Here is a 13,986-nt window from a genome sequence, read left to right on the forward strand (position 1 = left end):
TCGTGAAAATTTCATTATTATTCTCACCTCATCGAATTTACCATAATGCATAGGTTCGATAGATTCATTAAAGTTTGATAGATTTAATGAAATTTATCTCGTTCAACTAAGGGCGCAATTCCTTAGCCAGTTCTCTTATGAACTTCTCATGTTTTCACATGAGCGCAGACTATATGTTTATCTCTTTAGAGATAGAGGATTTTTCCATCACCATAGGCTTGTGATGTACTCTCGTCAGTTATACGAGATAGTCGTTGAACGTTCATCTTATCAATTTTGACTTAGACGATTCGATGCGGAAGGCCCATTATTCTAGTGTTTAGGATTTAACCTTGCACGATCTGATTGATTTTTTCTGCTTTCGCGACATTCACGCTCGCTATTTCTAGCCACGTTGTAGTTCAATCAGCTTTAGGGATTGCCCGCAGTTAACCCTCACTACTAGCCAATCACTTGACTAGCAGGGCTTACTGATATATTTAATTAACTTTAGTTATAATTAGTTAAATAAATCGTAACAGTTAGTTACCCTACCTCTCTTTTCTTATCTCTTCTAGTGTATCAATAAAGTATGGATATAAAATAAACGAATTGTAAAAATACCATAAAAATCAAACTAACTTCCAATTTACAATTCCTCGATATAATAAAAAAGATGCCTTTACAGGGCATCCTCTTGATGTTCAGGAACAAATAGTTCCAGACAATGATATATATTTTCAAATTCCATTGGTGCATCTCCGCCATATTCACCATCTAAGTTGATCATTAATTTATCAGGTGAATGTACTTTAATACGATTCGCTTGTGTATATAGTACTTTCGGATTGTTAATATGTTCCCCACGCTGCGCTTGTGTTGCTGCTTTAATTAAATCAGCGATAGAACCTTTTTTCAGTACTAATAAATCAAATAATCCATCGTTAATAGATGCATATGGTGCTACTTTTTCGAATCCACCAACTGAACGAGTATTCGTAATTAAAAACATCGTAATTTCTTCTTGTAGCAACTTCCCATCATACTCAATTTCAACATATGTTGGATGTAATGATGGTAACATTTCGATTCCTTTTAAATAGTAAGCAAGTTGGCCTAATACCGTTTTTAGCTTGCTTGGTACTTCATATGTTAATTCTGTAATACGGCCGCCACCAGCGATATTAATGAAATATGTATCATTTGCTCTACCAAGATCTAACGGTACCGTTGTTCCTTCACAAATAATATCCGCAGCCTCTTCAATAACACGAGGTACACCGATCGCACGCGCAAAATCATTTGTCGTTCCAACTGGAATAATTCCAAACTTTGGACGATGCTCATGTCCTACTAAACCGTTCACTACTTCATTTAACGTACCATCACCACCAGCTGCGATAACAACATCAAACTTACGATCCGCAGCTTGCCTCGCTGCCACAGTCGCATCTCCAGGACCAGTTGTCGCATGACAAGACGCTTCATATCCAGCTTGTTCTAATTTTTGTAATACTTCTGGTAAGCTCTTCTTAAATAGCTCACGCCCAGAAGTAGGATTATAAATAATTCTTGCTCGCTTCATCATTTATTAGCACAGGAAATTCCTTATTCATTGAAAAACGAATACACCGAACCCTTATTCAGTATCCCTATGCCTACCTCCTCTCATCTTCCTATCCTTCTTTAATTCCGCTCAAACAGGCAGTAAGAACCCGATTCGTGTAGCCCATCAAAAGTAACTGTTCACTCCTGATAGTTTTGTTTTATTTGACCAAAAATTTATGTCTATCCATTCTCTCACATCAATTTACATATAATGAATAATAATTATCTATTATTTCACGAGATGAAAAAAAACCTCTATGTCTAGATTTATCATTATTCCCACCTTTTTGCAACTATCATACCATAGTTGCTATAGAAACATTTTTTCACTTTTGACAGTTAATCAAACGTTTGTTTAAATTATTTTTCACCATTTAAACAAACGTTTGATTAACTCAGAAAAAACACCCAAATACGGGTGTTTTTTCTGTTTAATCTTTAAGAATCTATACTATTTTAGCGCTTATTAATCTCTTCAAGTAAGATTTTGTTAACAAGTGGTGGATTTGCTTGTCCTTTTGTAGCTTTCATAATTTGACCAACTAAGAAGCCAATTGCACGGTCTTTACCGTTTTTAAAGTCTTCAATAGATTGCTCATTATTATCAAGAATTTCTGTTACAACCTTACGAAGTGTTCCTTCGTCAGAAATTTGAACAAGCCCTTTCGCTTTAACGATTTCTTCTGGGTCTCCACCTTTTTCAATTAATTCGTTAAATACTTTCTTCGCGATTTTAGAAGAAATTGTACCTTTTTCAATTAATTGAACCATTTTAGATAAACCAGCAGGCGTTAACGCAACGTCTTTTAATTCTTTTTGTTGTTTGTTTAAGTATGCAAGTACTTCACCCATTAACCAGTTTGATGTTAATTTCGCATCAGCACCATCTACAATTGTTGCTTCAAAGAAATCAGACATCTCTTTCGTTAATGTCAATACGTGTGCATCATAAACCGGTAAGCCAATTTCTTCAACATAGCGAGCTTTACGTACATCTGGAAGTTCTGGAATAGAAGCACGAATTTCTTCTTTCCACTCATCGTCGATGTAAAGCTCAACTAAGTCTGGCTCTGGGAAGTAACGGTAATCGTCAGATCCTTCTTTTATACGCATTAAGATTGTTTTCTTCGTTGCTTCATCATAACGACGTGTTTCTTGTTGGATGATACCGCCAGATAATAATTCTTTCTCTTGGCGCACTTGCTCATGCTCAAGACCTTTTTGCACGTAAGTGAAAGAGTTTAAGTTTTTCAGTTCTGCTTTTGTACCGAACTTCTCTTGTCCAACTGGACGAAGTGAAATATTCGCATCACAACGAAGAGAACCTTCTTCCATCTTACAATCAGATACACCTGTATATTGAATGATTGATTTTAACTTCTCTAAGTACGCATATGCTTCTTCTGGAGTACGCATATCTGGCTCAGATACGATCTCGATTAAAGGCATACCTTGACGGTTGTAATCTACTAATGAACCTTCAGCTGTATGCGTTGATTTACCAGCATCTTCTTCTAAATGAAGACGTGTAATACCGATACGTTTCTTTTTACCGTCTACTTCGATTTCAATCCAACCATTTTCACCAATTGGCTTATCAAATTGAGAGATTTGGTAAGCTTTTGGATTATCTGGGTAGAAATAGTTTTTACGGTCGAACTTCGTTTCCGTTGCGATTTCACAGTTTAATGCCATTGCAGCTTTCATTGCAAAGTTAACTGCTTCCTTATTTAAAGTAGGAAGTACCCCTGGGTATCCTAAGTCAATTACACTTGTTTGTGTATTTGGCTCCGCTCCGAATTCTGTTGGACTCGCAGAGAAAATCTTTGAATTTGTTTTTAACTCAACGTGAACCTCTAAACCAATAATTGTTTCTAAATTCATCTATGCTCGCCTCCTTACAGACTTGCTTTTTTTGTATGATAGTCTGTTGCTTGCTCAAACGCATGTGCAACACGGTAAATTGTCGCTTCATCGAAGTGTTTACCAATGATTTGTAAACCAAGTGGCATGTTGTTAGCACCGAATCCACATGGAACAGAAATCGCTGGAACACCCGCTAAGTTTACTGGAATTGTTAAAATGTCATTTGCATACATTGTCATTGGATCGTCCACTTTTTCGCCCACTTTAAATGCTGGAGTTGGCGTTGTTGGTCCAATAATAACATCGTAGTTAGCAAATACATTTTCAAAGTCATTTTTAATTAATGTACGTACTTGTTGTGCTTTTTTGTAATATGCATCATAGTAACCAGAGCTAAGAGCAAATGTACCAAGCATAATACGACGTTTTACTTCATCACCGAAACCTTCGCTACGTGTGTTTTTGTAAAGATCTAATAAATTATTTACATTATCAGAACGAACACCGTAACGTACGCCATCAAAGCGTGAAAGGTTAGCAGATGCTTCAGAAGAAGATAATAAGTAATACGTTGCTAGAGCGTATTTAGAGTGCGGAAGAGATACTTCCTCCCAAGTTGCGCCCATACCTTCTAACACTTTTAAAGCAGCTAGTACTGACTCACGAGCTTCTTCGCCAACACCTTCGCCTAAGTATTCTTTCGGTACAGCAATACGTAAACCTTTAACATCGCCTGTTAAACCAGCTAAGTAGTTCCCTACTTCAACGTTTGCAGAAGTTGCATCCATACGGTCAATACCTGAAATAGCTTGTAATAAGTATGCATTGTCTTCTACTGTACGTGTAATCGGTCCGATTTGGTCAAGTGAAGATGCGAATGCTACTAATCCGTAACGAGATACGCGTCCGTAAGTTGGTTTTAAACCTACAACGCCGCAATATGCAGCTGGCTGACGGATAGAACCACCCGTATCAGAACCTAGAGAGAATAATACTTCTCCTGCTGCTACTGCTGCTGCAGAACCACCACTAGATCCGCCTGGAACGTAATCTAAGTTCCATGGATTTTTTGTAGCGTAGAAGCCTGAGTTTTCATTTGAAGAACCCATTGCGAACTCGTCCATATTTAATTTACCGATTGTAACTGTGTCAGCAGCTTTTAGCTTTTGTACAACTGTCGCATCGTAAATTGGATCGAAGTTTGCTAACATTTTGCTCGCACAAGTTGTACGAAGACCGTTAGTTACAATGTTATCTTTTACACCGATTGGCATACCGAATAATAAACCATTATCCTCAGCACCAATCTTTGCATCTAATTCTTTCGCTTTCGCACGTGCATTTTCTTCATCTAATGTAAGAAAAGCTTTTACGTTATCTTCAACATCCGAAATACGTTTGTAAGATTCTTCTACTAAATCCGTAACGGAAATTTCTTTGTTGTTTAACTTCTTATGTAACTCTGATACAGAATGATCAAATAATGACATCGAAATTCCCTCCTCTATTCTAATACTGCTGGAACACGGATTTGATTATCTTTGTGATCCGGTGCATTTTTTAATACTTCTTCTACTGGTAAACCTTTTTCTGGCACATCTTCACGCATAACATTTTTCATAGTTAATACATGAGTTGTTGGTTTTACATCAGTTGTATCTAATTCATTTAACTGTTCTGCAAATGTAACAATTGCATCTAGTTGTTTTTGAAATTTTTCTGCTTCTTGATCAGTAATTGCAAGACGTGCTAAATGTGCTACGTGCTTTACATTCTCAACGGAAATTCTTGACACGGCTAGGCCACCTCCATAATATATCGTTCAATCTACAATACTATTGATGATACCAAATTTCCAGTACTTCAAGCAAGTCAACACACGGCACTTACGGCATTTTTACATAAAAAAAGAAAGGCAAGTGCCTTTCTTTACAATTTACTCTTTATCTAACGATTTATTTTTCGGAAATCTTTCATTATCTTCCTCATTATCACGAATTGTTTTTTGTAATACAAAACAAGACATCGTTAAAAATAATGTTCCTATTAAATAGTACCCTTTTACACTAAGCGTTTCATCTAACGTGTAAATCCCAATTAGCATTCCTGACAGCGCACAAACAAATGAAGTCCATGCTAAAAACGTGAACGCTTGCGTATTTCGTCTTCTCATCGTTCTCCCCCTCGTTAGCTGTACACCCATTATAGATAAATATATTTATCACAATGGATTTTTATGTAAATTTTCTTTTTTCTATTTATTAATCTATCACAAAAAATTGCTATTTTGAAGATAATTTTCTTTCTAATCTGAAAAAACAATCGAAAACATTGACATTTATTTCAATTCCACATAAAATAAAAACAAATATTACGAATCTCGAAATATACGGGAGTGGAAATAATTGTTGCAATATGAACATTTTTTAGACTTACTGCTAGATAACGCCAAGAAACTTTTCTATCCTGAAGAATGGGTAAGCCTTGATTTAACACTTTCCAAGACAGAAGTATTTTGTTTACTTTGGATGGAGCGAAATACAGATATTACAATGACAAAAATTGCTGACCTTCTTGATATACCGATGAGTACAACGACAGGCGTTGTAAATCGCCTTGTAAAAAAGGGATACATTGAACGCTACCGTGATGAAAGCGATCGACGTATTGTATTAATTCGTTTAACAGAAAACGGCGTAATGCTCGTTCAAGAAGTGAAACAAAATGCGGCCCATTACTTTAGCCTAGTGACGGAAGCATTGTCAGAAGAAGAAAAAGCATTCTTACTACAAATCTTCCAAAAGATTATGAATCACATCGCTACGTCACAGCAAAAAACAGAAGAGAAGGTTTCTACACCTAAAATGAAAAATATTCCGATTGAATAAAGCCCTAACTGGGTTTTTATTCAACTATTTACTTCGACACTCGTAATATTCGACATTCGAAACAAAGGGGATAGAATGATGAGAATTATTTTGTATACAGGTAAAGGCGGCGTAGGAAAAACTAGCATTTCAGCAGCAACAGCACTTCAAAGTGCAAAACAAGGATTAAAAACATTAGTAATGAGCACAGATCCTGCTCATAGTTTAGGAGATTCATTTGGTATAAAGCTATCTTCCGAGCCATTAGAAATTCGTGAAAATTTATGGGCACAAGAAATTAATACGATTTATGAAATGGAAAAAGGCTGGGGAAAATTACAGAAATACATTACCTTGCTGTTCACTTCCAAAGCAGCTGATGATATTACAACAGAAGAATTAACGATGTTCCCTGGTATGGAAGATTTAATTAGCTTACTTCGAGTACTCGATTACTATAAACACAACACTTACGACGTCATCATTATTGATTGCGCACCGACTGGAGAAACTTTAGCAATGCTCAGCTTTCCAGACATGCTCGGCTGGTGGATGGAAAAACTCTTTCCTATTAAAAGAAAAGTTTTAAAAGTCGTTCGTCCTGTAGCTCAACCACTCCTTGGTGTCCCCCTTCCAACCGATGATATTATGGACGAATTAACAAATACACTTGAACAGCTTGGAGAAATGAGAGATATTTTATCAAACCGAGAGGTAACCAGCATTCGCGTTGTTGTAAATCCTGAAAAAATGGTCATTAAAGAAGCTCAGCGCAGCTTTACGTATTTAAACTTATACGATTATAACGTTGATGCCATTATGATTAACCGCGTCATCCCTAACACTGTCACCGATCCTTATTTTCAGGCATGGAAAGATACACAAAAGAAATATAAAACATTAATTCAAGATAGTTTTCAGCCACTTCCTATTTACGAAGCTCCGATGTTTGAACAAGAAGTTGTTGGTTTGTCTATGTTAGAACGTGTAGGAGACGCTTTATTTAAATCTGACTCTTCTCCTACGGAAGTGAAATTTAACGGTCGCACACAATATGTAAAAAAGGATGGCGATGAGTATATTTTCGTTCTCTCCATTCCCTTCTCAAACAAAAATGAACTTTCATTAAATCAAAAAGGTGATGAGCTTATTATTCGAGCTGGTTCTGCGAAGCGAAATATCACATTGCCAAAAACATTAACGCACCTTTCTATTCAAGGAGCTAAGTTTGAAGATGATGTACTAAACATTCGGTTTGGAGGTGTAGTACATGCATGATGAACTACTAAGAAAGGTAATTCGTACAAAAATAAAATTCGGTATGCTTATATTAGAAGAGCTACCGAATCCGATTCAGCAATCAGCTAAGCAAGCACTAAATATTTTACAAGAGGAGCTAGCTGCTTATCCGAAAGAACAAGAGCATCCTGAAGATAATTTAAAAAGCATTGTAATTGAATAACTATCTCTGTATAGAGGGCCTTTTTAGGCTTTCTATACCTTTATTGGAGTGATATAAGTTGATGAAAAAACATTCTACTATTATACCTTGGATCATTCCTTTTTTATTTCTCATTCATAACCTTGAAGAAGCTTTCCAGATGCCACAATATCTTGCTAATCAATTTTCAATTCGTTTCATAGACAATAAACAATTTATCATTGCAATTACTATATTAACAACCTTTGTTCTACTCATAGTCATTCTATACCAATTACAAATCTTATCTTCTATTTACTGGATTATTTTTATTCAAGGAGCTATTTTCTTTAACGCTGTTCAACATATTATTTTATTTGTTATTTATCGTTCTTATAATCCAGGAGTAATCTCAGCATCTATCATTATCCTATTTTCTCTTTTCTTATTTTCATCAAAGAAGCTATTAATCTCTAAAAAGAAATTAGCAATCACACTCATTTTTAGTTTACTCTCTTACCCAATCATAATTTGGATGTCCTTATTATTAGCTAGCTGCTTTAATTAAAAAAAAGACCAGGAAAACTCCTGGTCCATCACTCTACTTAACAAACATTGGATTCTATGTTATACAAAATTGGAAGGTACAGAATTAGGGTTTTGTTTGTTAAGTAGATTATATGTTGAACGAGCTAACAGCGGAGGGGTTCCTACTGTTAGTCGTTAAACCCGATAATTATTTTACGATTTTTTCAAGCTCATCTAGTGAAAGATCTACTGAAATGGAACCACCATTTGTTTCTTTCTTAACTGCATCTGTTACTTCTTTTGAATGGTATAATTCAATTACTTTTTTCAGTGTTGGATCATCTTTGTCTTTCGTACGAGCTGCGAAAATATTAATATAGGCCTTTGCATTTTCATTCTTTGGATCTTCTAAGAAAATAGGATCCTTTGCTGGATCTAATCCAGCTTGACCAGCAACACCGTTATTAATAACTGAAGCCGCTACATCTTTTAATACACGAGGTGTTTGCTGTGCGATAACCGGTGTAATCTTCAACTTCTTCGGATTTTCAGCAATGCCGCTTGGATCTCCAAATAGACCAAAATCTTTTTTAAGCTTTAATAACCCAGCTGCATCAAGAAGTTTTAATGCACGAGCTTGGTTCGTTGGATCATTTGGAATAGCAATTTCTGAACCATCTGGGATTTCATTTGCTTTCTTATATTTTTCAGAGTATAAGCCCATCGGTGCAATTTGCGTTGTACCAACAGCTGTAATATCTAACTTATGCTCCTTTTTAAATTGCTCTAAGAAAGCAATGTGCTGGAATGAGTTTAGTTCAATATCTCCATCAGCTAACGCTTTGTTGGGCGTTGTGTAATCAGAGAACTCAACCAGTTTAATCTTAATCCCTTCTTTTTCAGCTTTTTTCTTTAAAATTTCCCAAGCGTCTCCATCCGTTCCAGTTACACCAACGCGAACTACTTTCTCTTTCGCTCCTGCACTTGTGTCTCCACCTGAGCAGCCGCTTAATGCCGAAATCCCTACAATCGCTGATAATACAAATGCTAAAATTTTCTTCATTTTCTTTTCCCCTCTTCCTTTTTATGATCTGCGTAAAAAGACTTTCGCAAAGTAATTCCCTAAATTTTGAGCGACCTGTACAAGAATAATAAGTAAAACGACCGTTACAAACATAACTGACGTATCAAAGCGTTGATAACCATATGTCATCGCTAAGTCACCAAGACCGCCACCACCGACAAGTCCAGCAACTGCAGAAAATTCAATTAAACCAACTGTCATAAACGTGACACCTAAGATTAATGGTGCTAAAGCTTCTGGCACGAGGATTTCAAAAACAATTCTAAGTGGCGAAGCGCCCATTGCTTGTGCTGCTTCAATTACTCCTTTCGGAACAGAAACAAGATTTGTTTCAACCATTCTCGCAATACCAATTGAAGCAACTAACGTCATTGGGAAGATTGCTGCTGCCGTTCCAATTGTCGTTCCAATAACGCTTCTTGTTACCGGACTTAAAGCTACTAAAAAGATAATGAATGGAACCGGACGAATTGTATTAATTACGATATTAAGAATAGAAAAGACCCATTTATTTTCTAAAAAGTTTCCTTTTCTCGTTACGTATAAAAGTAAACCTAGAGGTATACCAAGAATTGTAGCAAATATAAGGGTTACAATTACCATTAAGAGGGTATCCCCTGTCGCATCTAATATGCGAGGCCAAAATATACTCCAATCAACTCGCATGAGCTTCTACCTCCTTCAGCTGCACTTGCAGTCTTAGATGTTGTAATGCTTTTTGAATTTCTTTCTGTTCACCTTGTAGTTCTACAAGAAGATTTCCAAATAGCACATTTTGGAGTTCAATAATATTTCCATAAAGAACATTTACATCGACGTTATAGTTTTTCGCAATATATGATAGTACAGGCTGCCCTGTCTCTTCACCAGTAAAAGTCAGGCGATAAATCTGACCCCCGTTTTGAATTTTCGCTAGAACACTTTCTGGTAGGTGATCATTAATAACAGAGCGTACAAAATTTTGAGTTGTCTTTGTTTTTGGTTGTGTGAAAACATCAAACAGTTTTCCTTCTTCAATTACTTTTCCTTTTTCCATAACAGCTACACGGTGACAAATTTCTTTCACAACGTGCATTTCATGTGTAATAAGTAGAATCGTTAAATTGTACTCTCTATTTACTTTCTTTAATAAATTTAAAATTTCTGTTGTTGTTTCCGGATCTAAAGCCGATGTTGCCTCATCACATATGAGAATATCTGGTGATGTCGCAAGAGCTCTTGCAATCCCAACACGTTGCTTTTGCCCACCTGATAACTGTTCTGGATAATAGTTCGCTTTATCTTCTAAACCAACAAATTTTAGTAGTTCATTCACTCTTTCTTTTATCTCATTCTTCGGCAATTTCGCTAACCTTAATGGATAAGCAATGTTCCCAAACACTGTTCTTGAATTAAATAGATTAAAACTTTGGAAAATCATTCCGATCCTTTGTCTTAGTTTCCGTAATTCTTTCGCCGATAATGATGTAATTTCTTTATCATCTATTGAAATTGTTCCTGCAGTTGGTCTTTCTAACATATTTACTAAGCGTAATAACGTACTCTTTCCAGCACCACTAAATCCGATAATGCCAAAAATTTCGCCCTTTTCAACTGACAGCGTTACATCCTCAACCGCATGAACAGATTGTCCACCTGATTCATATACTTTACTTACATTATTAAAAGAAATCATTTTCTTCCCTCCTATATGCTGTAAAACTTGAAGTAGAGCTTTCGAGGTAAAATAAAAAGTGCTCTCCTTCTTANNTAAGAAGGAGAGCACTTTTATGTACTCGTTCACATCTTCTCATCTTCCAAGCCTACTTTAAGCTTGCTGGAATTAGCACGGTATTAAAAAACCCGTTGCTGAGGTATCGTAGGGCCAGTCCCTCCACCTCTCTGGATAAGAGTGTATCGATTTAATTGTCATTTAATTAATTCTCATTATAGAGCTCAGAATAATAAGAGTCAATACATTTTTCAGAAAAAAATTAATTATCCCTCTATTAAAATTTTCAAATAAAAAATCACAATACAATAGTAATTTTTATAGTTATGTAAAATCCTCCTCACTCATACTTTTAAAAAGGAGAATCTTCGATACTAATTGAATAACAGTATTTGAATATGAATTCGGAGGAAGATAAATATATGAAAACAGCCCTTTTGCTCGTCGATATTCAAAATGATTATTTTCCAAATGGCAAGATGGAATTACGTAATCCAGTAGAAGCAAGTGAATATGCTAGTCAGCTACTACAACATTTTAGAATTAGAAACGAACCTATTTTTCATATCCAACATGTAGCTATAAAAGATAGCGCTACTTTTTTCCTACCCAATACAGAAGGTTTCCATATTCACGAAAATGTCCGTCCACTTAGAGAGGAATCCGTTATCCTTAAACATTATCCAAATAGCTTCCGAGAAACTGATCTTCTAGAACGATTACAACGTTCAGGAATTGAGCACGTCGTAATCTGCGGGATGATGACCCATATGTGTATTGATGCTACGGTAAGGGCTGCTTTTGATTTTGGCCTTCACTGTACCGTAATACACGATGCTTGTGCTACAAAAGATCTTTCATTTAAGAATGCTACTATACCAGCTGTTTATATTCATAATACAATTTTGGCAAGTTTAAATGGAGTATACGCTAATATAATGAGTACAGAAGAGTTTTTAGCGACCTAAAAAAAACACTCCTTTCAGTGAGCAAAACCGAAAGGAGTGTTCTCTTGTCAAACCATAGATTTTCTTTCAAATTGTATTATACAGGAAATCCTCAAAATGAATACTAAAAAATATGACTAATAAGTCAATTTTTCTCGTTGTTTTGTTTCTATTTTCATGTTTATCCCGATATTAATAGGGTTTAGCTAGTTCCAAAGAATAAATAGTAATATTTAGTAATTATTTCTCGATTCAAATTAACTAGCTTCTATTATAAAGATTTTCTCAAAAAGAAGAGATCTTCACAGTATGTGAAGATCTCTTCTACTATTTCTTATAAAGTTTCAGAAGTAGTTTTTGCTTGCATGTGAAGTGCTAAGTAGTCAGGGCCACCAGCTTTAGAGTCTGTACCAGACATGTTAAAGCCACCGAATGGTTGGTAACCTACGATTGCACCAGTACATCCACGGTTGAAGTATAAGTTACCAACGTGGAAGTCTTCGCGTGCTTTTTCAATATGGTCACGGTTGTTAGTAACAACTGCTCCTGTTAAACCGTATTCTGTATTGTTTGCAATTGCAAGTGCATGATCAAAGTCTTTTGCTTTACAGAATGCTACTACTGGTCCGAAGATTTCTTCTTTCATTAAACGAGCATCTTCTGCAACGTCAGCAACGATTGTTGGTTGGATGAACCAGCCTTTAGAATCGTCTCCTTCGCCACCTGATACGATTTTACCTTCTTCTTTACCAATTGCAACATAGCTCATTACTTTATCGAATGCAGCTTGGTCATTAACAGGTCCCATGTTGATATCTTTTGCATCTGGGTTACCTACTGTTAATTCTTTTGTTAATTCAACAGCACGATTTAATACATGATCGTATACATCTTCATGGATTACTGCACGAGAACATGCAGAACATTTTTGTCCTGAGAATCCGAATGCTGATGCAACGATAGATTTAGCTGCTAATTCAAGATCTGCCTCTTTATCAACAACGATTGTATCTTTACCGCCCATTTCAGCGATAACACGTTTTAACCAAATTTGTCCTGGATTTACTTTTGCTGCACGTTCGTAAATACGAATACCTACATCGCGAGATCCAGTGAAGCTAACGAAACGTGTACGAGGGTGATCTACTAAGTAGTCACCAACTTCAGAACCATTACCTGGAACGAAGTTTACTACGCCAGCTGGTAAACCAGCTTCTTCTAATACTTCCATAAATTTCGCTGCTACTACAGGAGTTGTACTAGCTGGTTTTAGTAATACTGTGTTACCAGAAACTAAAGCAGCTGTTGTCATACCTGCCATAATTGCGAATGGGAAGTTCCAAGGAGAAATGATAACACCTACTCCTAATGGAATGTAAGAGAAACGATTATATTCAATTGGACGGCTTTCTACTGGAATACCGTCTTTTAATTTCAACATTTGACGAGCATAATATTCCATAAAATCGATTGCTTCTGCTGTATCAGCATCTGCCTCATTCCATGGTTTACCTGCTTCTTTTACAAGAATAGCAGAGAACTCATGTTTTCTACGACGAACGATTGCTGCAGCACGGAATAAAATGTCTGCACGCATTTCTGGTTTTGACTTTCTCCAAGTTTGGAATGTTGCATCCGCTACTTGCATTGCTTTTTCAGCTAATTCACGGCTTGCTTTTGAAACGCGACCAACAAGTTCCTCTTTATTTGCAGGGTTTACAGAAACAATTTTGTCCTCTGTAGTGATTTTTTCTCCCCCGATAATTAATGGATAGTCTTGTCCAAGATAAGATTCTACTTTCTTTAAACCCTCTTCAAACGCTAATTTGTTAGCCTCTACTGAAAAATCTGTAAATGGCTCATGTTTGTATGCTACTACCATTTTTTTAGCCTCCCCTTAGAAAAACGTTTACATTTTACAACATTATTCTACACGATAATTTAGATTTATTCAAATATTCCTAGACTTATATTTT

The 13,986-nt window shown here is 36.0% G+C and carries 14 protein-coding genes and 1 riboswitch; of the genes, 5 read left to right on the forward strand and 9 right to left on the reverse strand.

The features are described 5' to 3' along the window. Window positions 1-661 precede the first annotated feature (661 nt). From V7038_RS21645 to V7038_RS21665, 5 genes are all read right to left on the reverse strand, one after another. Complete coding sequence (locus V7038_RS21645) at window positions 662-1,567, reverse strand: diacylglycerol kinase (RefSeq protein ID WP_002010051.1); 906 nt, start codon at window positions 1,565-1,567, stop codon at window positions 662-664. 476 nt (window positions 1,568-2,043) lie between these two features. After that, window positions 2,044-3,471, reverse strand: coding sequence for an Asp-tRNA(Asn)/Glu-tRNA(Gln) amidotransferase subunit GatB (gatB, locus tag V7038_RS21650; protein WP_002113506.1), 1,428 nt, complete (start codon window positions 3,469-3,471; stop codon window positions 2,044-2,046). Between the two features lie 14 nt (window positions 3,472-3,485). Next, a complete protein-coding gene (gatA, locus tag V7038_RS21655) occupies window positions 3,486-4,943 on the reverse strand; it encodes an Asp-tRNA(Asn)/Glu-tRNA(Gln) amidotransferase subunit GatA (RefSeq protein ID WP_002113505.1) in 1,458 nt (485 codons plus the stop codon). A gap of 14 nt (window positions 4,944-4,957) precedes the next feature. Continuing rightward, window positions 4,958-5,248 (reverse strand): Asp-tRNA(Asn)/Glu-tRNA(Gln) amidotransferase subunit GatC, encoded by a 291-nt coding sequence (gene gatC / locus V7038_RS21660; RefSeq protein WP_000086999.1) that lies wholly within the window; start codon window positions 5,246-5,248, stop codon window positions 4,958-4,960. A gap of 141 nt (window positions 5,249-5,389) precedes the next feature. Then, on the reverse strand, window positions 5,390-5,626 hold the full coding sequence (locus V7038_RS21665; protein WP_002029490.1) for a YiaA/YiaB family inner membrane protein: 237 nt from the start codon (window positions 5,624-5,626) through the stop codon (window positions 5,390-5,392). A gap of 232 nt (window positions 5,627-5,858) precedes the next feature. On the opposite strand from V7038_RS21665, the gene V7038_RS21670 reads away from it, so the two are divergent. The 4 genes from V7038_RS21670 to V7038_RS21685 all read left to right on the forward strand — a co-directional run bounded on the left by V7038_RS21670 (window position 5,859) and on the right by V7038_RS21685 (window position 8,308). Further along, window positions 5,859-6,341, forward strand: coding sequence for a MarR family winged helix-turn-helix transcriptional regulator (locus tag V7038_RS21670; protein ID WP_002113502.1), 483 nt, complete (start codon window positions 5,859-5,861; stop codon window positions 6,339-6,341). A 75-nt stretch (window positions 6,342-6,416) separates the two neighbouring features. Then, on the forward strand, window positions 6,417-7,598 hold the full coding sequence (locus V7038_RS21675; RefSeq protein WP_002113501.1) for an ArsA family ATPase: 1,182 nt from the start codon (window positions 6,417-6,419) through the stop codon (window positions 7,596-7,598). Further along, window positions 7,591-7,782, forward strand: a complete 192-nt coding sequence (locus tag V7038_RS21680; protein ID WP_335695623.1) for a DUF3926 domain-containing protein — start codon at window positions 7,591-7,593, stop codon at window positions 7,780-7,782. Before V7038_RS21675 ends, V7038_RS21680 begins: the two co-directional genes overlap by 8 nt. Before the next feature lie 61 nt (window positions 7,783-7,843). Further along, complete coding sequence (locus V7038_RS21685; protein WP_002113499.1) at window positions 7,844-8,308, forward strand: HXXEE domain-containing protein; 465 nt, start codon at window positions 7,844-7,846, stop codon at window positions 8,306-8,308. A gap of 168 nt (window positions 8,309-8,476) precedes the next feature. Here V7038_RS21685 and V7038_RS21690 read toward each other — a convergent pair whose 3' ends face one another. The 3 genes from V7038_RS21690 to V7038_RS21700 are packed head-to-tail and all read right to left on the reverse strand — an operon-like array spanning window position 8,477 to window position 11,027. Beyond that, window positions 8,477-9,331: a MetQ/NlpA family ABC transporter substrate-binding protein gene (locus V7038_RS21690; RefSeq protein WP_070127853.1), complete on the reverse strand. Its 855-nt coding sequence runs from the start codon at window positions 9,329-9,331 to the stop codon at window positions 8,477-8,479. 21 nt (window positions 9,332-9,352) lie between these two features. After that, window positions 9,353-10,018 carry a methionine ABC transporter permease gene (locus V7038_RS21695; RefSeq protein ID WP_070127852.1) on the reverse strand — a complete coding sequence of 222 codons (666 nt, stop codon included), beginning with the start codon at window positions 10,016-10,018 and terminating at the stop codon, window positions 9,353-9,355. Next, window positions 10,008-11,027, reverse strand: coding sequence for a methionine ABC transporter ATP-binding protein (locus V7038_RS21700; protein WP_002113494.1), 1,020 nt, complete (start codon window positions 11,025-11,027; stop codon window positions 10,008-10,010). The genes V7038_RS21695 and V7038_RS21700 overlap by 11 nt, the downstream gene beginning before the upstream one ends. A 111-nt stretch (window positions 11,028-11,138) precedes the next feature. Next, a riboswitch (SAM riboswitch) is annotated at window positions 11,139-11,244 on the reverse strand. 241 nt (window positions 11,245-11,485) lie between these two features. Here V7038_RS21700 and V7038_RS21705 point away from each other — a divergent pair. Further along, window positions 11,486-12,031: a cysteine hydrolase family protein gene (locus tag V7038_RS21705; RefSeq protein WP_335695624.1), complete on the forward strand. Its 546-nt coding sequence runs from the start codon at window positions 11,486-11,488 to the stop codon at window positions 12,029-12,031. A gap of 313 nt (window positions 12,032-12,344) precedes the next feature. Here the strand turns inward: V7038_RS21705 and pruA are convergent, their stop codons facing one another. Beyond that, on the reverse strand, window positions 12,345-13,892 hold the full coding sequence (pruA, locus tag V7038_RS21710; protein ID WP_002010035.1) for an L-glutamate gamma-semialdehyde dehydrogenase: 1,548 nt from the start codon (window positions 13,890-13,892) through the stop codon (window positions 12,345-12,347). Window positions 13,893-13,986: the final 94 nt, after the last annotated feature.

This window comes from Bacillus sp. JJ783, assembly GCF_036963225.1.
GTDB classification, from domain to species: Bacteria; Bacillota; Bacilli; order Bacillales; family Bacillaceae_G; genus Bacillus_A; species Bacillus_A cereus_U.

Coding starts and splice junctions, on each gene's coding strand:
- pruA (WP_002010035.1), bottom strand. CDS start 13,892: ATGGTAGTAGCATACAAACATGAGCCATTTACAGATTTTTCAGTAGAG.
- V7038_RS21690 (WP_070127853.1), bottom strand. CDS start 9,331: ATGAAGAAAATTTTAGCATTTGTATTATCAGCGATTGTAGGGATTTCG.
- V7038_RS21685 (WP_002113499.1), top strand. CDS start 7,844: ATGAAAAAACATTCTACTATTATACCTTGGATCATTCCTTTTTTATTT.
- V7038_RS21675 (WP_002113501.1), top strand. CDS start 6,417: ATGATGAGAATTATTTTGTATACAGGTAAAGGCGGCGTAGGAAAAACT.
- V7038_RS21645 (WP_002010051.1), bottom strand. CDS start 1,567: ATGATGAAGCGAGCAAGAATTATTTATAATCCTACTTCTGGGCGTGAG.
- V7038_RS21705 (WP_335695624.1), top strand. CDS start 11,486: ATGAAAACAGCCCTTTTGCTCGTCGATATTCAAAATGATTATTTTCCA.
- V7038_RS21695 (WP_070127852.1), bottom strand. CDS start 10,018: ATGCGAGTTGATTGGAGTATATTTTGGCCTCGCATATTAGATGCGACA.
- V7038_RS21680 (WP_335695623.1), top strand. CDS start 7,591: ATGCATGATGAACTACTAAGAAAGGTAATTCGTACAAAAATAAAATTC.
- V7038_RS21665 (WP_002029490.1), bottom strand. CDS start 5,626: ATGAGAAGACGAAATACGCAAGCGTTCACGTTTTTAGCATGGACTTCA.
- V7038_RS21700 (WP_002113494.1), bottom strand. CDS start 11,027: ATGATTTCTTTTAATAATGTAAGTAAAGTATATGAATCAGGTGGACAA.
- gatB (WP_002113506.1), bottom strand. CDS start 3,471: ATGAATTTAGAAACAATTATTGGTTTAGAGGTTCACGTTGAGTTAAAA.
- gatA (WP_002113505.1), bottom strand. CDS start 4,943: ATGTCATTATTTGATCATTCTGTATCAGAGTTACATAAGAAGTTAAAC.